The organism is Nocardiopsis sp. LDBS0036 (assembly GCF_041228755.1).
Taxonomy (GTDB): domain Bacteria; phylum Actinomycetota; class Actinomycetes; order Streptosporangiales; family Streptosporangiaceae; genus Nocardiopsis; species Nocardiopsis dassonvillei.
In genome coordinates this window covers 5958128-5976920 of sequence record NZ_CP141103.1, presented here as the reverse complement: position 1 = coordinate 5976920, position 18793 = coordinate 5958128, and the positions used below count along the sequence as shown (strand labels likewise).

Annotated in this window: 19 protein-coding genes; 8 read left to right on the top strand and 11 right to left on the bottom strand. The window is 72.6% G+C overall.

Going from position 1 to position 18793, the window contains the following annotated elements:
* Window positions 1-259 precede the first annotated feature (259 nt).
* The 4 genes from UIS43_RS25430 to UIS43_RS25415 all read left to right on the top strand — a co-directional run bounded on the left by UIS43_RS25430 (window position 260) and on the right by UIS43_RS25415 (window position 2800).
* Complete coding sequence (locus UIS43_RS25430; RefSeq protein WP_071621579.1) at window positions 260-631, top strand: DUF6703 family protein; 372 nt, start codon at window positions 260-262, stop codon at window positions 629-631.
* 72 nt (window positions 632-703) lie between these two features.
* The gene (locus UIS43_RS25425; RefSeq protein WP_013151788.1) at window positions 704-1537 is read left to right on the top strand and encodes a metal ABC transporter ATP-binding protein; all 834 of its coding nucleotides are present in this window, start codon (window positions 704-706) and stop codon (window positions 1535-1537) included.
* Entirely contained in the window at window positions 1530-2432 is a 903-nt protein-coding gene (locus UIS43_RS25420; protein ID WP_013151787.1) for a metal ABC transporter permease, read from the top strand. Before UIS43_RS25425 ends, UIS43_RS25420 begins: the two co-directional genes overlap by 8 nt.
* Window positions 2429-2800 carry a Fur family transcriptional regulator gene (locus tag UIS43_RS25415; RefSeq protein ID WP_013151786.1) on the top strand — a complete coding sequence of 124 codons (372 nt, stop codon included), beginning with the start codon at window positions 2429-2431 and terminating at the stop codon, window positions 2798-2800. Before UIS43_RS25420 ends, UIS43_RS25415 begins: the two co-directional genes overlap by 4 nt.
* A 12-nt stretch (window positions 2801-2812) precedes the next feature.
* On the opposite strand, the gene UIS43_RS25410 is transcribed toward UIS43_RS25415, so the two are convergent.
* The 5 genes from UIS43_RS25410 to recO form a co-directional block, all read right to left on the bottom strand.
* A complete protein-coding gene (locus UIS43_RS25410) occupies window positions 2813-4105 on the bottom strand; it encodes a hypothetical protein (protein ID WP_370011937.1) in 1293 nt (430 codons plus the stop codon).
* 129 nt (window positions 4106-4234) lie between these two features.
* Window positions 4235-5047 carry an SGNH/GDSL hydrolase family protein gene (locus UIS43_RS25405; RefSeq protein ID WP_026337915.1) on the bottom strand — a complete coding sequence of 271 codons (813 nt, stop codon included), beginning with the start codon at window positions 5045-5047 and terminating at the stop codon, window positions 4235-4237.
* Window positions 5048-5142: 95 nt separating this feature from the next.
* Entirely contained in the window at window positions 5143-5940 is a 798-nt protein-coding gene (locus UIS43_RS25400; protein ID WP_013151783.1) for an SGNH/GDSL hydrolase family protein, read from the bottom strand.
* The gene (locus tag UIS43_RS25395; protein WP_013151782.1) at window positions 5940-6761 is read right to left on the bottom strand and encodes an isoprenyl transferase; all 822 of its coding nucleotides are present in this window, start codon (window positions 6759-6761) and stop codon (window positions 5940-5942) included. Before UIS43_RS25395 ends, UIS43_RS25400 begins: the two co-directional genes overlap by 1 nt.
* On the bottom strand, window positions 6758-7489 hold the full coding sequence (recO, locus tag UIS43_RS25390; RefSeq protein WP_013151781.1) for a DNA repair protein RecO: 732 nt from the start codon (window positions 7487-7489) through the stop codon (window positions 6758-6760). Before recO ends, UIS43_RS25395 begins: the two co-directional genes overlap by 4 nt.
* A gap of 320 nt (window positions 7490-7809) precedes the next feature.
* Between recO and UIS43_RS25385 the strand changes: the two genes are divergently transcribed.
* Together UIS43_RS25385 and UIS43_RS25380 are read left to right on the top strand one after the other, a co-directional pair.
* A complete protein-coding gene (locus UIS43_RS25385; RefSeq protein WP_071621577.1) occupies window positions 7810-8676 on the top strand; it encodes a CAP domain-containing protein in 867 nt (288 codons plus the stop codon).
* A gap of 234 nt (window positions 8677-8910) precedes the next feature.
* Window positions 8911-9621 (top strand): DUF2625 domain-containing protein, encoded by a 711-nt coding sequence (locus tag UIS43_RS25380; protein WP_358455250.1) that lies wholly within the window; start codon window positions 8911-8913, stop codon window positions 9619-9621.
* Window positions 9622-9688: 67 nt separating this feature from the next.
* Here UIS43_RS25380 and leuA read toward each other — a convergent pair whose 3' ends face one another.
* The 6 genes from leuA to UIS43_RS25350 form a co-directional block, all read right to left on the bottom strand.
* Window positions 9689-11389, bottom strand: a complete 1701-nt coding sequence (gene leuA, locus UIS43_RS25375) for a 2-isopropylmalate synthase (RefSeq protein WP_013151778.1) — start codon at window positions 11387-11389, stop codon at window positions 9689-9691.
* 443 nt (window positions 11390-11832) lie between these two features.
* The gene (locus UIS43_RS25370; protein WP_041552305.1) at window positions 11833-12894 is read right to left on the bottom strand and encodes an alkene reductase; all 1062 of its coding nucleotides are present in this window, start codon (window positions 12892-12894) and stop codon (window positions 11833-11835) included.
* Window positions 12895-13231: 337 nt separating this feature from the next.
* Window positions 13232-13582: a hypothetical protein gene (locus tag UIS43_RS25365; protein WP_013151776.1), complete on the bottom strand. Its 351-nt coding sequence runs from the start codon at window positions 13580-13582 to the stop codon at window positions 13232-13234.
* Window positions 13583-13809: 227 nt separating this feature from the next.
* On the bottom strand, window positions 13810-15525 hold the full coding sequence (gene gcl, locus UIS43_RS25360; RefSeq protein WP_071621574.1) for a glyoxylate carboligase: 1716 nt from the start codon (window positions 15523-15525) through the stop codon (window positions 13810-13812).
* 202 nt (window positions 15526-15727) lie between these two features.
* Window positions 15728-16618 carry a 2-hydroxy-3-oxopropionate reductase gene (locus UIS43_RS25355; protein WP_013151774.1) on the bottom strand — a complete coding sequence of 297 codons (891 nt, stop codon included), beginning with the start codon at window positions 16616-16618 and terminating at the stop codon, window positions 15728-15730.
* Between the two features lie 68 nt (window positions 16619-16686).
* Entirely contained in the window at window positions 16687-17484 is a 798-nt protein-coding gene (locus UIS43_RS25350; RefSeq protein WP_013151773.1) for a hydroxypyruvate isomerase family protein, read from the bottom strand.
* 411 nt (window positions 17485-17895) lie between these two features.
* On the opposite strand from UIS43_RS25350, the gene uraD reads away from it, so the two are divergent.
* Together uraD and uraH are read left to right on the top strand one after the other, a co-directional pair.
* Window positions 17896-18444, top strand: a complete 549-nt coding sequence (uraD, locus tag UIS43_RS25345; protein ID WP_013151772.1) for a 2-oxo-4-hydroxy-4-carboxy-5-ureidoimidazoline decarboxylase — start codon at window positions 17896-17898, stop codon at window positions 18442-18444.
* Window positions 18441-18779 carry a hydroxyisourate hydrolase gene (gene uraH, locus UIS43_RS25340; protein ID WP_013151771.1) on the top strand — a complete coding sequence of 113 codons (339 nt, stop codon included), beginning with the start codon at window positions 18441-18443 and terminating at the stop codon, window positions 18777-18779. Before uraD ends, uraH begins: the two co-directional genes overlap by 4 nt.
* The last annotated feature ends 14 nt before the right edge of the window (window positions 18780-18793 follow it).

The window sequence follows — 18793 nt, the reverse complement described above, 5'->3', positions numbered from 1 at the left end:
TCAGACGATTGATGACTGCGGGTGTGGATTTTGTGGCTCAGAGTCAACACGGTACCGATGGCTGTGCGCCGCGCGGAAGACGGGAGGGGGTGTTCGGCGCAGCCGCACCGGCGCCCGGCGGCGGACCGGGGTCCTGCACTAGGGTTCAGGACACAAGTATCACAGGCCCGGTGGCCCCACCGCCCACCTTTTCGGGATGGGCGCGCCCCCGCGCGGGCCTGTCCGGCGGCGGCACGGACCAGAAGCGGACACGGACAGCATGGCCCCTCCCGAACACGGTGACGAGAAGCGGCGTCCAGACCAGGACCGACCCCGGCGCGAGGGGGGCTCCCCCCGCGCGAGGAGGACGGGCGGACTGCGCAGGGCGGTGGAGGAGCGCAGCGCGGTGCCGCTCGTGTGGCTGCACCAGGGCCCCCGGTGGCTGGCGCCGCTGGTGGTGGGCGCCCTGTTCATCGCGGGGCTGGTGGCGCCCGGCCCGGTCGGCGCGGTGTGCCTGCTGCTGGTCGCCGCGTTCGTGGCGTGGCTGGCGTTCCTGACCTGGCCCTCCCTCGGCGGCCAGCCGCGGGCCGCGCGGGTGCTCATGGTGGTGGTCGTGCTGGTGCTGGCGGTGGCGCGGATCCTGGGCTACTGACAGGACGACACCGAAAAGATCACGAATCCGCCATATTTTGACAATCATTTTCGTTTTCGTGATAATGGAACGGTGTCTGACCAGTTCAAGGCCGTCGCGGGCGACGCGCCGCCCGCCTTCCAGGCCGTCGACGCACGCGTCGCCTACGACGGCGTCCCTGTGCTCGACGGTGTGAGTCTCGACGTGCCCGCGGGCCAGACGATGGCCGTCCTGGGCCCCAACGGCTCCGGCAAGTCCACCCTGATGCGCTCGATGCTGGGCATCGTGCCCCTGACCTCCGGCGAGGTCCTGGTGCACGGCGTCCCGCTGCGCAGGTTCCGCGCCTGGCGCCGGATCGGCTACGTGCCCCAGCGGCTCACCGCCGGCGGCGCCGTCCCCGCCACCGTCCGCGAGATCGTCGCCTCCGGGCAGGTCGCCTCGCGCCGCCGCCTGTCCCTGCCCACCCGCGCCGACCGCGCGGCCGTGGACGAGGCCCTGGAGACCGTCGGGCTGGCCGACCGGGGCCGCGACGCGGTACGCGAGCTCTCCGGCGGCCAGCAGCAGCGCGTGCTCATCGCCCGCGCCCTGGCCGGTCGGCCCGACACCTTCGTCATGGACGAGCCCATGGCCGGTGTGGACGCCGAGAACCAGCGCGCGCTGGCCGGGACCATCACCCGCCTGCGCGAGCGCGGCGCGACCGTGGTCCTGGTCCTGCACGAACTGGGCCCGCTGGAGGACGTGATCGAGCGGGCCGTGGTGCTGGAGTCGGGCCGCGTGGTGCACGACGGCGCCGCGCCCGCGCCCACCGGCGAGTGCGCGCGGCCCGGACACGAGCACCAGCACCCCCACCCCGACCCCAACGCTCCCGACTCCGCGGGCACCACGGCCGCGGAGATGATCCGACTCGAGGTACCCGGCCGTGACTGAGCTGCTCCACTACGAGTTCATGCGGCGCGCGCTGGTCGCGGCGGTGCTCGTCGGCCTGGTCACCCCGATCATCGGCACCTACCTCGTCCAGCGACGTCTGGCCCTGCTGGGCGACGGGATCGGCCACGTCGCCCTGACCGGGGTGGCGCTGGGCCTGCTCACCAGCACCTCTCCGGTGCTCACCGCGGCCGTGGTGGCCACGCTGGGCGCCGTCCTCATCGAGTTGGTGCGGGTACGCGCCCGCACCAGCGGGGACGTGGCCCTGGCGCTGCTGTTCTACGGCGGCATCGCCGGTGGCGTGCTGCTCATCGGGCTCACGCCCGGGGCGAGCAACGCCACGCTGGTCTCCTACCTGTTCGGCTCGGTGAGCACGGTGGAGGAGTCCGACCTGTGGGTGGTGGGCGTGCTCGCCGCCGGGGTGATCGCGGTGGTGGCGGTGTTCGGCCGCGAGCTGTTCGTGCTGTGCCAGGACGAGGAGGTGGCGCGGGCCCACGGGCTGCCGGTGCGCTTCCTGAGCGTGCTGCTGGCCGTGACCGCCGCGCTGACGGTGGTGATCGCGATGCGCGTCGTGGGCGTGCTCATGGTGAGCGCGCTGATGATCGTCCCGGTCGCCGCCGCACAGCAGCTCACCAAGAGCTTCCGGGTGACGATGCTCCTGGCCGTGCTGATCGGACTGCTGTCCTCGGTGGGCGGCCTGACCACGTCCTTCTACGCCGAACTCTCCCCCGGCGCGACGATCGTGCTGCTGGCCCTGGCCGTCTTCGGCGTGGCCGTGGCGGTCGGCGGCGTGCTGCGCCGCACCTCGGGGCGCCGCTCCGCGGCGGTCTTCGATCCCGCCGGTGGGAGTTCGACCGGTACGATGCCCCAGACTGAGCGGGGGAAGGTGAGACCATGAGTACACGACGCGAGGCGGTCCGCCAGGCGCTGACCGGTTCCGACGGTTTCCGCAGCGCCCAGGACCTGTACGCGGACCTGCGCGCCGACGGTTCCAAGATCGGCCTGACCACCGTCTACCGGGCGCTCCAGGCGCTGAGCGACTCCGGTGAGGTGGACGTGCTGCGCACCGACGAGGGCGAGGCCGTCTACCGGGCGTGCGGCACCGAGAGCCACCACCACCACATCGTGTGCCGGGTGTGCGCGACCGCGGTGGAGATCGAGGGGCCCACGGTGGAGAAGTGGGCCGCCGAGATGGGCGCCCGGTACGGCTTCACCGGTGTGACGCACACCGTGGAGGTCTTCGGGACCTGCGCCAACTGCTCCTAGGCGGAGCGGTCGTCACGGCCGGTGGGCCTGTTCGGTGATGACCGAGAACACGGTGACCGGCTCGCCGAAGTGCTCGGCCAGCAGCTCGGGCAGGGCCTGGCCGAGGTCGGTCCGGTCGAAGGCGGACTCCAGGGGCACGAAGAGGTCCGGCTCGGAGCCTTCCACCAGCAGCTCCCACCCGTATCCGCCGCCGCGCCACAGGGTTCCCAGCTCGACGCCGTCCACGTAGATGAGCGCGGTGTCGGCGTCCCGGTACCTGAGGCGCACCCGCACCCGCCGCACCGCGCTGGAAGGGGAGGGCGGGGCGTCGGAGGCCGGGCCGCTCGCGGGGGCGGGAGCCGCCCGACCGGTCAGCGGGCCCTCCTCCGGCGAGGGGTCCGACGGCCGGGAGACCGGTCTGCCGCCCGCCGGACCGGACAGGTTCGGGACCAGGTCGGGCTCCGCGGCCCAGGGCGAAGCCCACTCGAGCACGCGCCGCACACTGCGCACCGCGATCGGTCTGGGCGCCCCCCTGTCCTGGAACCACACCAGGTCGGGCTTCCGGCGGGCCCCGCCCCAGGCTCGGGCCACCGACGTCTGCCCGGCCCCGTCGCGCACCACGGCGCGAACGTGCCAGTCCCGGTCGGCGGGCCGCTCCGAACCCCACACCGCGGCGGCGGTGAACGCCTCGGCGCCGAGCGGGGCGGAAGAGGGCGGGGGCGCGGTGCCGAGGGCGCTCGCCCGCGGGGTACGGGCTGTGCCGTCGGCTGACCCCCCGTCGGCGTTGCCCTCCCCCGGTTCGGAGAACCCGGAGCGCGCCGAGGCCCCCGATCCGCGCCGGGGCGAGGGCCAGCGCGCGTGGTAGCGGCGCACGGCCGCCTCGAAGGTGTCCTCCTCGTGGGCGGCGCCGCTCCCCCGGGTGCTCCACAGGGCCCGGATGTCGCGGACCATCGCGCGCCATCCGGCCCGGTCGCCGGGGTGGGTGCGGCCGACCGAGCGCAGCCGGGGCCTGCCCGCGTCGTCGACCGTCAGGGTGATCTCGGCGTACCTGACCTCCCCCGTCCCCCTGACGAACTGCCCGAAGCGGCAGTGGTAGCCCGGCGTCAGCAGGAGCGGGGGCCGCCCGTTCCCCGGGTGGGAGGCCATCACCAGCAGGTAGGACTCGTCCGAACGGGCCTCGACCGTCCCGAGGCTCTCGAAGAACTCGTAGTACCGCAGCGGCCCTATGAGCCGCAACCGGAACTTCAGGCGCTCCCAACGCAGTCTGCGCAGCGCCGTCCTGAGGACGCGTGCGGACTCGCGTCGCCGCGCGGACTCGTCGGGCATGGGGTTCCCCGCTGTGGACCGGTGGGCTCCGTCGAGCGGAACACTATCCCGGCCCGGCCGGGGCTGTCTGCCCCGGCGGGTCCACGCCCGGAGCGCCGACGCGTCGTGCGCGCGGCGCCCCGCGGGGCGTCAGTCCCGGCGCAGCGGGTCCAGGCTGGGGCGTTTGGGGCTGACGTTGTCCCCCGAGGAGCGACCGGTGAGGCGGCGGCCGATCCACGGCACCAGGAACTCGCGCGCCCAGTGCAGGTCCTCCTGGCGGGCGGAGCGCCAGTCGCGGGGGTCGGCGGGCGGCCACGGCTGCCTCCAGTCGCCCTCCACGGGCACCCCGAGCACCTCGGCCACGCGCAGCGCCATGCGGCGGTGGCCCTCCGGGGACAGGTGCAGGCGGTCCCAGCTCCAGGCGCGGGCGTCGTCCAGGACCCGCATGCTCCACACGTCCACCACGTCGCAGCCGTAGCGGTCGGCGATGGCCCGCAGGTGCATGTTGTACGTGGCGATCCGGCCGCGCATGTGGCGCATCACGGGCTGCCAGTTGGTGTCGAACCCGGTGAAGACCACGATGCGCGCACCGGTCCGGCTGAGCTCCTCCACCGCCGCGGCGAAGGCCACGGCCACCGCGTCGGGGTCGCTGCCGGGGCGGATGATGTCGTTGCCGCCCGCGCACAGCGTGATCAGGTCCGGCGAGAGCTCCACCGCCCGGGGGACCTGTTCCTCGGCGATCTGGCCGATGAGCTTGCCGCGCACCGCGAGGTTGGCGTAGCGCACCTCCGCGACGTGGTCGGCCAGGTGCTCGGCCAGGCGGTCGGCCCATCCCCGGTAGCGGCCGTCGGGCGCGCCGCCGCCGTCCGGGTAGGGGTCGCTCATGCCCTCGGTGAAGCTGTCACCGAGGGCGACGTAGGACAGGATGTCCTGGTGCACCAAGTTCGTCCCAAAACCGCTCATAATGCCCGATCATCCAACTCAGCGCCAGGGTTACGCGACAGTAGGTTGATCGTTTTCGGCGTTTTGGGAGCCACCTCACACCGGTTCGGCGGCGGTCAGCGGTCCTTGGTGATCCGGGTCAGCTCCGGGCGCTTGGCCGTGACCGTGTCGCCGGAGGAGCGCCCCGTCAGGCGGCGGCCGATCCACGGGCCGAGCGACTCCCTGACCCAGGTCAGGTCCTCCCGGCGCGCACGGGTCCAGCCGACCGGCTCGCTGTGCGGCCACGGCTCGTCCCAGCGCTCCGTCACCGGCACGCCCAGCACCTCGGCCACGCGCAGCGCCAGGCGGCGGTGCCCCTCGGGGGACATGTGCAGCCGGTCCTCGTCCCAGGCCCGGGGGTCGGTGAGCACCCTCATCGGCCACTGGTCCACCAGGAGGCAGCCGTGCTTGTCGGCGACGGCGCGCACGTGCATGTAGTAGCGCGCGAACAGGCCGATGGTGCCGCGCATGTAACCCGTGGTGATGTTGACGCCGGTGAAGAGCACGACCTGGCTCCCCGCGGCGCGCAGGCGGCCCACCGTGTGGTCCAGGATCCTGGCCATCCGCTCGGGGTCCCCGCCCGGGCGCAGCAGGTCGTTGCCGCCCGCGCTCAGGGTGACCAGGTCCGGGGCCATAGCCAGGACGGGCGGGAGCTGGTCGGTGACGATCTGGCGCATGAGCTTGCCGCGCACCGCCAGGTTCGCGTACATGACCTCGCCCAGCTCGTCGGCCAGGTGCTCGGCCAGCCGGTCGGCCCAGCCGCGGAAGCCCGCGCCCGGCTCCGGGTAGGGGTCGCCCACGCCCTCGGTGAAGCTGTCGCCCACCGAGACGAGCGACATGCCCGGCCTGAGCAGCGGGCCGTCCGAACCTGCCATCACTTCTTCTCCTCCGACACGGGGTTGGGCACGGCACCGCCGTAGCGGCGGTCCCGGCTCGCGTAGATCTCACAGGCCCGCCACAGGTCGCGGCGGTCGAAGTCGGGCCAGAGCGTGTCCAGGAAGACGAACTCGGCGTAGGCGGACTGCCAGAGGAGGAAGTTGGACGTGCGCTGCTCGCCGGAGGAGCGCACGAACAGGTCCACGGGCGGCACGTCGGGGGCGTAGAGGTGCTGGGCGAGGGTGTCCTCGGTGATCTTCTCCGGGGAGAGCAGACCCGCCGCCGCCCTGCGGGCCAGCTCGCGCGCGGCGTCGACGATCTCGGCCTGTCCGCCGTAGTTCACGCAGAACTGGAGGGTGAGCGCGGTGTTGTCCCTGGTCATCTCCTCCGCGTCCTGGAGTTCGCGGATGACGCTCTTCCACAGCCGCCCCGCGCGCCCGGCCCACTTGACGCGGACCCCCCGCGCGTGCAGCTCGTCGCGGCGCCTGCGGATGGTGTCGCGGTTGAAGCCCATGAGGAAGCGCACCTCGTCGGGCGAGCGCTTCCAGTTCTCGGTGGAGAAGGCGTAGGCGGACAGGTTGGCCACGCCCATCTCCAGGGCGCCCTCGATCACGTCGAAGAGCGAGGACTCACCGGCCTTGTGCCCCTCGGTGCGCGCCAGCCCGCGCTCCTTGGCCCAACGGCCGTTGCCGTCCATGACCACGGCCACGTGCCGGGGCACCAGCTGGGCGGGGAGCTCGGGGGGACGCGCGCCGCTGGGGTGCGGAACGGGCGCGGCGTACTCCCGCCGTTTACCGGTGTCGAAGCTGAACAGACTCAAGAACGCTCCACATGGCGCAGTGATCGGATTCCGTTTTCCAGGTGCCACTGTAGGTAGGCCGCGACCAGCCCGCTGCACTCGGAGCGCTGCCTGTCCTCGCTGGCGTCCGCGCTCTCCCAGTCCCCTCCGAGCAGTGCCGACATGAGTCGGAGCGTGTCCGGGGACGGGTGCACGGAGCCGTGGGGACGGCACACCGTGCAGACCATACCTCCGGCGTGGACCGCGAACGCGCGGTGCTCCCCCCGGCTGCCGCAGCGGGCGCACTCGGCCAGCGAGGGCGCGTACCCGGCGACGGCGAGCGAGCGCAGCAGGTAGGCGTCCAGGACCAGCCGGGAGTCGTGGCTTCCCTCACCCAGGGTACGCAGCGCGCCGATGAGCAGGAGGAACTGGCGCAGCGCCGGGTCCTTCTCGACCGAGACGACCTTCTCCGCGGTCTCCAGCATCGCGGTGGCGGCGGTGTAGCGGGAGTAGTCCGACACCACCGCCTCGCCGTAGGCCCGCACGGTCTCGGCCTGGGTGATCACGTCCAGCGTGCGGCCCGCGTGCAGCTGGAGGTCGACGTGGGTGCACGGCTCCAGGCGGGCGCCGAAGCGGGACCTGGTGCGGCGCACCCCCTTGCCGACGGCGCGGACCAGGCCGGTGCGCCGGGTCAGGAGGGTGATGATGCGGTCGGCCTCGCCCAGCTTCTGGTTGCGCAGGACGACACCCTCGTCGCGGTAGAGACTCACATCCCCATTGTCGCGGATACCACGGACCGTCCACGCGGACGGTGGAGCACGAAACCCCTCTATGACCAGCTTTATTACAGTTTGGTTTCCCTTTTTGCGACATTTGCTCTACTCTCACGCGCTAGGCGCTCCGCGTCGGGCCCGCCGCCCTTCCCCCGCGGCACTCTCCCGGAGCAGCCGCGCGCATCCCGCGCGCTCCCCGACACGGGTTCACCCGAGACCCGCGGGGCACGAGCGAGGGCCGGCCTGAGCGCGGACCCCGCGCGAGCGGCGCCCCGTCGCGCCCGTGCCCCGACGTCCCACTTCCCGAGGAGGGCCCCATGGCGCGTGGTCGCCGAGGCAGGCGCAGGAAGAGCGCCGACCGACACCGCCGTTCCGGGCGCGGACTGCGCTCGATACCGCTCGCGGTACCCATGGCCGCGGTGCCCGTCGGCCTGGTCGTGGCGGGCGCTCTGCTGTTCACCGGCGCGGAGTCCGGCCTCGACCCCTTCCGGAACACGGCGGACGGCCAGGCGCGGGAGGGAGGGCTCGGCACCGCGGTCACCGACGACTCGCTCGTGCCCGAGGCCTCCGAGGACGCCGACTTCTTCGCCTCGCCCACCGCGACGCCTCAGCGCGAGCCCGCGCCCTCCGGGGAGGGCGTCGAGCCGCAGAGCGCGCAGGCCTCCTCCGTTCCCGAGGACAGCGGGGACGAGGACACCGGCGGCGCTGGCAGCGGTGGCGGCGGTGGCGGCTCGGAGTCCGGTGACGCTGGCAGCGGTGGCGGTGGCGGCGGCGGCAACGGCGGCGGTGGCGGCGACAGCGGTCCGGACGCCCCCGCCGGCGGAGCGACCGAGCAGGTCGTGACCCTGGTCAACGCCCAGCGCGCGGACGCCGGCTGCGGCCCGCTGCGGGTGGACTCACGGCTGACCGCCGCCGCCCAGGAGCACAGCGAGGACATGAACCGGCGCGACTACATGAGCCACGAGAGCCCCGAGGGCGAGGGCCCCGGGGACCGGGCCGACCGCCACGGCTACGACGCCTGGGGCGCGGAGAACGTCGCCAAGGGGCAGACCAGCCCCCAGCAGGTGATGGACGCCTGGATGAACAGCGACGGGCACCGCAGGAACATCCTCAACTGCGACCTGGTCGCGATCGGCGTCGGCGAGTCCGGCAACGCCTGGACCCAGATGTTCGGCTGGGAGTAGCCCCCGCCCGCACACGCGGGGCCGCCCCTCCCGGGAGGGGGAGGGGCGGCCCCGCGTGTGCGGGCGGAGCCCGGCGGCCGGACCGCGGTGGAGGCAGGGCGCACGCGCGCGGTCCGCGGCTCGAAGGGCGTGCCGCCCCGTTCGCCCTCCCGGAGGCCTCGGCGAACGCGTCGGCGCCGACCGGTAGTGTGGACCGCCGTCGCGACCCCTCGCGGCCCGACGGGAGGTGGCCCTGTGCGCGAGCTGAGTGAACTGGTCGAGGTGGACGAACCCGCCTGGCCGCTGCTGTCCGAACGCCTGGAGCGGGGCGGGGCCGCCGTGCGCGCCCTGCCCGTCGACCCCGAGCGCGGCCGCACGTGCCTGCACCGCCTCCAGGTGACCGCGCGCTCCTTCCTGGGCGCGATGGCGCTGGAGTCCGGCGGCCTGCTCCTCGACGGGGGGTGGCTGCGCGTGCACGGCGGCGGCGGGGCGGAGCTGCCCGGTCTGGGCGAGGTCAACGACCTGAGCGCGGCGGTGGTGTACGGCCCGCCGCCGCGGCTGGTGGTCGCCCACGACGTTCTGGGCGGGGTGTTCGCCCTCAACGGGCCCGCGGCCGAGGGCGGGGACTATCCGGGCAGGCCCGGGGAGATGGTCTACTTCGCGCCTGACTCCCTGGAGTGGGAACCGCTGGAGACGGCCTACTCCGGCTGGATGCTGTGGCTGCTGGACGGCCACCTGGAGGACTTCTACCGCGCCCTGCGCTGGCCGGGCTGGCGCGAGGAGACAGAGGCGCTGGACCTGACGCGGGGGTTGTCGCTGCGCCCCTTCCCCTGGACGTCCGAGGCGCGCCAGGACATGGCCGCGACCTCGCGCAGGCCGATCGCGCTGGGCGAGCTGACCGGCGCGCACCGGGAGTCGTGCGCCGCCCTGGGCCTGCCCGACCCCGGCCCGTTCGGCCTGCTCTAGCGTCCCGGAACGGGCCGGGGCCGCGACCCGGCGGTCGCGGCCCCGCGCGCCCGCGGGCGTGCGCGCGTCAGACGCGCGCGATGGCGCTGCACAGCGCCTTGAGCGAGGCCGTGGTGATGCTGCTGTGGATGCCCACGCCCCACACCACGCGGCCGTCGATCTCGGCCTCCACGTAGGCGGCGGCGCGGGCGTCGCCGTCCCCGCCCATGGAGTGCTCCACGTAGTCCATGACGCGGACCTTGACGTCGACGTCGGTCAGGGCGTCGCAGAACGCGGAGATGGGGCCGTTGCCGGTGCCGGTCAGCTCGCGGATCTCGCCGTTGACCCGGGCGTCGGCCTCGATCCGGTAGGTGCCGTCGCTGTCGGTGGTGGAGCGGTGCGCCAGCACCGCGACCGGTCCGCCCTCGGCCAGGTAGGTCTGCGAGAAGATCTCCCAGATGCGCCCGGCGGCGAACTCGCCGCCCTCGGCGTCGGTGAACTTCTGGATGACCTGGGAGAACTCGATCTGGAGGCGGCGCGGCAGGTCCAGCGAGTGGTCGCGCTGCATGATGTAGGAGACGCCGCCCTTGCCGGACTGGCTGTTGACCCGGATGACGGCCTCGTAGTTGCGGCCCACGTCCTTGGGGTCGATGGGCAGGTAGGGCACGTCCCAGACGTGCTCCTCCACCGGGGTCCCCGCGGCGTCGGCGGCCTCCTGCTGGGCGGCGAAGCCCTTCTTGATGGCGTCCTGGTGGGAGCCGGAGAAGGCGGTGTAGACCAGGTCGCCGCCGTAGGGGTGGCGCGGGGCGACCGGCAGCTGGGTGCAGTGCTCGACGGTGCGGCGGATCTCGTCGATGTCGGAGAAGTCGATCCGGGGGTCCACGCCCTGGCTGAACAGGTTCATGCCCAGGGTGACCAGGCAGACGTTGCCGGTGCGCTCGCCGTGCCCGAACAGGCAGCCCTCGACGCGGTCGGCCCCGGCCATGACGGCCAGCTCGGCCGAGGCCACGCCGGTGCCGCGGTCGTTGTGCGGGTGCACCGAGACGACCACGTGCTCGCGCCGGGACAGGCTGCGGCTCATCCACTCGATCTGGTCGGCGTAGACGTTGGGCGTGGAGCGCTCGACGGTCGCGGGCAGGTTGAGGATGATCTCGCGGCCCGGGCCGGGCTGCCAGACGTCCATGACGGCCTCGCAGACCTCCAGGGCGAAGTCCAGCTCGGTGTCGATGAAGATCTCGGGCGAGTACTCGTAGCCGAAGTACTCGGTCTCGCCCAGGTACTGCTCGGCGAAGCGCATGACGTGCCGGGTGCCCTGGACGGCGATGTCCTTGCAGGCCTCGCGGTCCACGCGGAAGACGACACGGCGGAAGGTGGGCGCGGTGGCGTTGTACAGGTGCACGGTGGCGCGCTTCGCCCCGACCAGGCTCTGCACGGTGCGCTCGATGAGGTCCTCACGGGCCTGGGTCAGCACCGAGATCTGCACGTCGTCGGGGATCGCGTCGCCCTCGATCAGGGACCGGACGAAGTCGAAGTCGGTCTGGCTGGCGGCCGGGAAACCTACCTCGATCTCCTTGTAGCCCATCCGCACCAGCAGCTCGAACATCTCGCGCTTGCGGGCGGGGTCCATCGGCTCGATCAGCGCCTGGTTGCCGTCGCGCAGGTCCGTGGACAGCCAGCGCGGGGCCTCGGTGATGCTCTTGGAGGGCCAGGTGCGGTCGGGCAGGTCCACCGGCGCGAAGGGCTTGTAGCGGTGGAAGGGCATGGGGCTGGGCTTTTGCTGCGGCACCATCTCGGTGGCTCCTCGGGTGGATCTGGCGCTTGGTCATGGTCGACCAGGACAAGCCGAAGTCCCGCGGCGAGGGAGCCGACCTTTTAACGACCCCCGCCGCGGCCGCTAAGGAGAAGCAGCTCGCGCAGCATAACGGTCCTCACGCTAGCAGACGGCCCGCCGGAACTGGTACCCGGTGTCCATATGTTGGGACGGGCGTCACATGACCTGGGGATCCTCCTCACTGAGGGCGCGCACGGCGGGATTCACCCCCTTACCGGTACCTCGACCTCAAGAGACCGGCGGGGTGTCTGTAACATTTTCGGTGAACCCTTCAGTGCTAGGGGGGTTGTTCCAGATCCCGTCGACGGGGCCCGGGGTGCGGCCAACACCCGGGGCCGCCGCCGGCAGCGCGGTCACCGCGCGCCGACGGCCGGGCCCGGTCCCGTCGACGGGATTTCGCGTCAGGCGTCCAGGGCCGGGTAGTCGGTGTAGCCGCGGTGGTCGCCGCCGTAGTAGGTGGCCCGGTCGGGGGCCGCGACGGGGGCGCCGGTCCTGATCCTGGCGGGCAGATCCGGGTTGGCGATCCAGGCCGCGGCCATCGCCACGGCGTCCGCCCGCTCCCGGGCCAGGGCCGCGATGGCGGGTCCGGTGTCGGTGCCGGAGGCGGGGTTGAGGACGAAGGTTCCCGGCCACTCCTTGCGCAGCGCGTCGGTGTACTCGGCCGAGGCCGACTCCGTCAGGTGCAGGTAGGCCAGTTCGGGACGGCCGCGCAGCCCGTCCAGGAGCGCGAGGTACTGCTCCAGGGGGTCGCTCTGGCTGATGCCGTTGAGCCTGCTGGCCGGGGAGACGCGCAGGCCGGTGCGGTCGGCTCCGACGGCCTCGACGACCGCGTCCACCACCTCCAGGGCGAAGCGGGCGCGGTTGGCGGCGCTGCCGCCGTACCCGTCGGTGCGCCGGTTGCTGCCGTCGGAGAGGAACTGCTCGATGAGGTAGCTGTTGCCGCCGTGCAGCTCCACCCCGTCGAAACCGGCGGCGATCGCGTTGCGCGCGGCCGCGGCGTGGTCGGCGAGGGTCTGGTCGATGTCGGCGGCGGTCATCTCACGCGGCACCGGGTGCGCGAGCTTCTGCCTGCCGTCGTACATGGACGCGCCCGAGGCGATGGGGGAAGGGCCGACGGGCAGGCCGCCGTCGGGGTAGAGGCTGGGGTGTCCGACCCGGCCCGCGTGCATGAGCTGGGCGAAGATGTGCCCGCCGCGCCCGTGCACGGCGTCGGTGACGCGCCGCCACGCCGCGATCTGCTCGTCGCTGTGCAGGCCCGGGGTGTCGGTGTAGCCCTGGCCGCGGACGCTGGGCTGGATGCCCTCGGTGATGATCAGCCCGGCCGAGGCGCGCTGGGCGTAGTACTCGACGGTGATGTCGCCGGGCACGCCCCCGCGGCAGCGCGAGCGGGTCATCGGGGCCATGAACAGGCGGTTGGGCAGGTGCAGGCGGCCGATCCGGACGGGATCGAACAGGTCGCTCAAGGCGGGCTCCGTGGTGTGCGGGTCGAGAGGGGTCATGCCCTCGGGAACGCACTCACGTTAGGAGGAACCGCCGCGGGGCCGTCGACCGGGTACGCACTTGGCCAGGTCACGCACGCGCGCCGCCGTCCCGGCCCGGGTGGGCGGGTCACCGCAGGTGTCGGTCCCGGTGCACCCGGCTGCGCCGGACCACGCGCCCCACCGGGACGGCGGGCAGAACGGGGGCGCTCCGGAGATCGCCGTATCCGCCGTGGACACACGGGCGGGGGGCCGAGGGGCGGGGGCTGACGGGGGCGGAGAAGGCCCCGGCCCCGGGCGGCGCGCCCGGGGCCGGGAGCGGTCAGAACTCCCCCTGGCAGGCCTGCTGGACCTTGCCCTGGCCGAAGGACTCCACGTAGGTCTCGTCCGGGGCCAGTTCCAGGTAGCCGTCCGTCTGGGCCCCGTAGATCAGCACCGGGTCGGTGCCGTTCCACTTGAACTGGAGCTGGCAGTCGTCCGTGGCCTCGTAGGTGGCCCACCAGAACCCTTCGGAGTCCGGTGCCGTGATCCTGAGTTCGTCACCGGGCAGACCGCTCTCCGCCAGGAGTTCCTGGAACTCCTCCTCGGAGCCGTTCTGGGAGGAACAGGCGGAGGAGGTGAGCGCGACGGCCGCGACGGCGACCGCAGAGAGGAAACGCGCGTGGGGGGACATGCTTTTCCAACTTCCGAGAGTGCCGACGACGGCTCCGTTGCGTTCTCCCGCTCCCTGGCACGGCGGCTCCGTCGTCAAGGTGACTCCACGTTTGCGCAGGTGCGGGCCGGAGAAAACGCACGTCGCGAAACACTCCGGACACAACCCTGTAACGGCAGGTTCACCTGTGTCCGGTGTGCCCCGTTTGGTCCGCTGTGGCAGGCGTTCCGCACGGGGCACACCCGCCGTCAGGCCCCCGGGACCGGCTCGAACTCGCGGACCGCGTCGATCGCGGGCCCGTGCGGCGTGTTGGCCTCGCGCTCGATCATGATCTCCACGAGTACCGGCCGCGAGGTGGCCTGGGCCTGCTTGCGGGCCCACTCCAGGGACTCGCGGATCTCCCCGGGCTCCACGACGCGGCGCCCGGAGCAGCCGTAGGCCTCCATGAGCTTGACGTTGTCGGTGCCGTACTCGTCGTAGTGGATGTCCACCTGGTAGTTCATGTCGAACGGGATCGAGGCCTGGCGGATCAGGCCCAGGTACTCGTTGTTGAGCATGATGATGACGTAGGGCACGTCGTACTGGGCGGCCACGGCCAGTTCCTCGACCATGTACTGGAACCCGTAGTCGCCGACGATCCCGACGACCTCCGCGTCCGGCTCGGTGTGCTTGAGCGCCTTCTTGACGCCGATGGCGGCGGGGATCTCCCAGCCGAGCGGGCCCGCCTGGCCGCAGATCTGGTAGTGGCGCGGCTTGTACGCCTTCTGATGCTGGCCTCCCCAGATCTGGTACAGGCCGATCGCGGTGACGAAGTAGGTGTCCTCGCCGAAGACCTCGTTGATCTCCTTGTAGACGCGCGGCGCCTTGACCGGGACCGTGTCGAAGTCCTCGCGGCGGGTCAGGGTGGCCTTGAGCTCGGCGACGCGGTCGATCCAGGGCCGCACCTCGGCCTTGGCGCCGCGGGCGCGCGCGGCGGCGAGCAGCTCGCGCAGGAACAGCCGCGCGTCGGAGACCACGCCCAGGTCGGGTTCGAAGACCCGGCCGATCTGGGTGGCCTCGATGTCGACGTGGATGAATCTGCGCTCGCCCCGGTAGACGTCGATCTGCCCGGTGTGGCGGTCGGCGAAGCGCGCGCCCACGGCCAGGACCAGGTCCGACTCCAGGAAGGAGGCGTTGCCGTAGCGCTGGGAGGTCTGCACGCCGGTCATGCCCGAGTACAGCGGGGAGTCCTCGTCGAAGGAGCCCTTGCCCATGAGGGTGACCTGCACCGGGACCTGGAGGTGCTCGGCCAGCGCGCGCAGGTCGTCGGAGGCCTCGGCGGTGATCACGCCGCCTCCGGCCAGGATCAGGGGGCGCTCGGCCTCCAGCAGCATGTCCAGCGCGCGCTCCACCCGGGGCTGGTGCGGCTCGACGGCGTTGACCTTGAGCGGGGCGTCGATGGCGGGGTCGTAGTCGATCAGCTGCTGGGCGACGTCCACGGGGATGTCCACCAGGACGGGGCCGGGGCGTCCCTCCCGGGCGATCCGGAACGCCTCGCGGAAGATCCAGGGCGCGGTGGCGGCCTCCTTGATCTGGACGGCCCACTTGGTCACGGGCTTGGCGATCTCGACGATGTCGACCGCCTGGAAGCCCTCCTTGTCCAGCAGGTCGGTGCGCTGCTGGCCGGTGATGCACACGATCGGGACCGAGTCCGCGATGGCCGTGTACAGGCCGGTGATCATGTTGGTTCCGGCGGGGCCGGAGGTGCCGATGGCCACGCCGACCTTGCCGGTGGTCCGGGACCAGCCGTCGGCCATGTGGGTGGCGCCCTCCTCGTGGCGGACGGTCAGGTGCTCGATGCCGCCGACCTGTTCCATCGCCTTGTAGAGGGGCAGGATGGCCGCGCCGGGGCAGCCGAAGGCCGTGTCGACGCCCTCGTCCTTGAGGACCTCCACGACCGCGTTCATCGCGGGCATCTGTGGCATGGGAAGCGAACCCTTCAGTGCTGGGGATGCTGGTGGCTGTGTGGTGATGACGCCGTGTGCTAGGGGTGGCGCTGCTGGGGTGCGGGAGGGCCCGCGGGTGGGTCCGGACGGCGCGTGCGGGCCGTGTCCGCCGGTGCGGCCAACACCGGGGAGGGACGGCGCGGGGCCGGGTGCGGACCCTGGCCTCCGAAGGGCCGGTCCGTTACTTCTCGGAGCGGTCGGAGAGCTGCTCGACGATCTTCAGCAGCGCGGAGTGGTCGAGGCCGCCGTGGCCCTGGTGCTTGAGCGCGCCGACGTACTGCGCGACCTGGGAGCCCAGCGGGATCGCGACCCCGGCGGCGCGCGCGGAGTCGGTGACGATGCGCATGTCCTTGTCGTGCAGCGCGATCCGGAAGCCCGGGGTGAAGTCGCGCTTGCGCATGGCGGCGCCCTTGCGCTGGAGCACGGTGCTGCCCGCGAGCCCGCCGCCCAGGACCTCCAGGCCGGACTCGGTGTCCACCCCGTGCGCCTCCAGGAAGACCAGGGCCTCGGCCAGGAGCTGGATGTTGCCCGCGACGATGAGCTGATTGGCGGCCTTGACGGTCTGGCCGGAGCCGTTCGGTCCGACCAGGACCGGGGTGGTGCCCAGGACGTCGAAGAGCGGCCGGGCCGCCTCGAAGTCCTCCTCGGCGCCGCCGACCATGATGGAGAGCTTGGCCTCGATCGCGCCCGCCTCGCCGCCGCTGACGGGGGCGTCCAGGACGCGCAGGCCGCGCTCGGCCCCGGCCTCGGCCACCGCGCGGGACACGTCCGGGCGGATGGTGCTCATGTCGATGAGCAGGGTGCCGGGCTTGACGTTCTCGAAGACGCCGCCCCGGCCGAGCATGAGCTCCTCCACGTCCGGGGAGTCCGGGACCATGGTGATGACGGCGTCGGCGTCGGCGACGGCCCCGGCGACGCTGCCCCCGCGCAGGCCGCCCTCGGCGACCAGCGCGTCGACGCGCTCGGGGCTGCGGTTGTGGCCGGTCACGGTGTACCCGGCGCGGACGAGGTTGACGGCCATGGGCAGACCCATGATCCCCAGGCCGATGAAGGCGATCTTCCTGACGGGCACGAGGGCCCCCTTCGTGACTGGTGTGCTGCTGGTGCTGTGCTGCTGGTGGCGTGGTGCGCGGCCGGGGGTCAGTTGAGCCAGCCGAAGCTCTGGGCGCTGGGCACGGTCGGCTTGTACTCCAGGCCGACGAGCCCCCGGTAGCCCCCGGTCTGGGCGGCGGTGAGCAGTTCCCCGATGGGCAGCCGTCCGGTGCCGGGCTCGCCGCGCCCGGGGGTGTCGGCGATCTGGATGTGTCCGAACTCGGCGGCGTGGTCGCGGACCGCGGCGGCGAAGTCGTCGCCGTTGACGGCGAGGTGGTACAGGTCCGCCAGGAGGGCGACGTTGTCCGCGCCCGCCTCCCGGGCCCGGGCGACGAACGCGAGTCCGTCCGCGGCCGTGGTCAGGGGGTAGCTCTCGGCCCCGCTGATGGGCTCGATGAGGACGGTGCCGCCGACCGCCGCCACGGCCTCGGCCGCCGCGACGGTGTTCTCCAGGGCGGTCCGGTCCTGTTCGCCGGGGTCCACCCCCGGCTGGCGCAGGCCGTAGAGGGCGTTGAAGCCCGTGGCGCCCGTGCGCTCGGCGATGCGCACCACGACGTCGATGTTGGCGCGGAACTCGGCGCTGCGCGAGGGGTGCGAGAGCACGCCCCGGTCGGGTCCGGGCAGCTGGCCCGCGAAGAAGTTGAGGCCGCTGAGACGGACCCCCGCCCGGTCGAGGGCGGAGACGAAGGCGTCGATCTCGTCCTTGGGCGGGGTCGGGCTCTCGAACGGCCACCAGAACTCGACGGCGTCGAAGCCCGCCTCCCGCGCCGCCCGGGGGCGGTCGTGGAGGGGGAGCTCGGTGAACAGCAGCGAGCAGTTCACCGTGTACCCCAGGGTGTGGCTCATACCTTGCCTCCAGCATCTACTTTCACAATGTGGAAAGTAGTTTTCGCTTTAAGGAATGATTGAAGTGTGTGCCGGGGCACCCCCGCTTGTCAACCACTCCGGGAGCCGGCTCCCCCACACCGCGGACGCCACTCCGGGCGCACCGACCCCGCGAACCCCCCGAAACCCGTCGCGGACTCTGTGTGACGGTGAGAAGGTCGGGCCTTCTTTGTGCTCGGGCACAGATCGGGTTATTTTTCGCAGATCTCCCCTTGCGAGTGTTGACAAGGTCACACTCGCATCAACTAGAGTCCCTCCAATCCGTAATACGGAATTAGCTATCTGCACTACGAAAATTCTTGGCGGGGGCTGCGGCGGTGCGCCGTCCCACGGACGGGGACCCGGGGTTCGCGCCAAGTCACGGGAGACCACATGAGCACCCCGGAGGAGCCGGAGAGCGGGCCCGACCCCGGCCTGGCCCGCCTGAACGCCCTGCCCCAACAGGAGCTGCGCGCCGCGCTCGCGCAGTGCCTGGACGTGGACCGCTGGGTCGCGGCAGTCGCGTCCGAGGCGCCCTTCTCCGACCGAGCGGCCCTGCTGGCCTCGGCCGACGGGCACGCCCGCGCCGTCACGGCCGACGAGGTCGCCTCCGCGCTGGCCCGCCACCCCCGCATCGGGGAGAAGGCCGAGGGCGCCGGCACCGAGGCCGCATGGTCGCGCGGAGAGCAGTCCGCCTTCGCCTCCGACACCGACGACGCCTCCGTGCGCGTCCAGCGGATCTTCGCCCACGCCCAGCGCGAGTACGAGGACAGATTCGGGCAGATCTACCTCGTCTGCGCGAGCGGGCGCTCCAGCCGCGAACTCCTCGCCGACCTGGTCGCGCGCCTGTCCAACGACCGCGACACCGAACTGGCCGTGGTCGGCGGGGAGCTGCGGCGGATCGCCGGGCTCCGCCTCGTCAAACTCCTGGAGGACGCATGAGCCACGTCACCACCCACGTCCTGGACGCCGCCCTGGGCAGTCCCGCCCGCGGCGTGCCCGTGCGGCTGGAGGCCGCCGACGGCCCCGGCGCCTGGCGGACGGTCGCCGAGGGGCGCACCGACGACGACGGGCGCGTGCCCGACCTGGGCCCCGACCGGCTCCCCGCGGGCTACCACCGGATCGTCTTCGACACCGCCGCCTACTTCGGGGCCACCGGCCAGCGCGGCTTCTACCCCGAGGTCGCCATCGTGTTCGACCTCGCCGACGAGGACGCCCACTACCACGTCCCGCTGCTGCTGAGCCCGTTCGCCTACTCGACCTACCGGGGCTCCTAGCCGGGCGGGCGCCA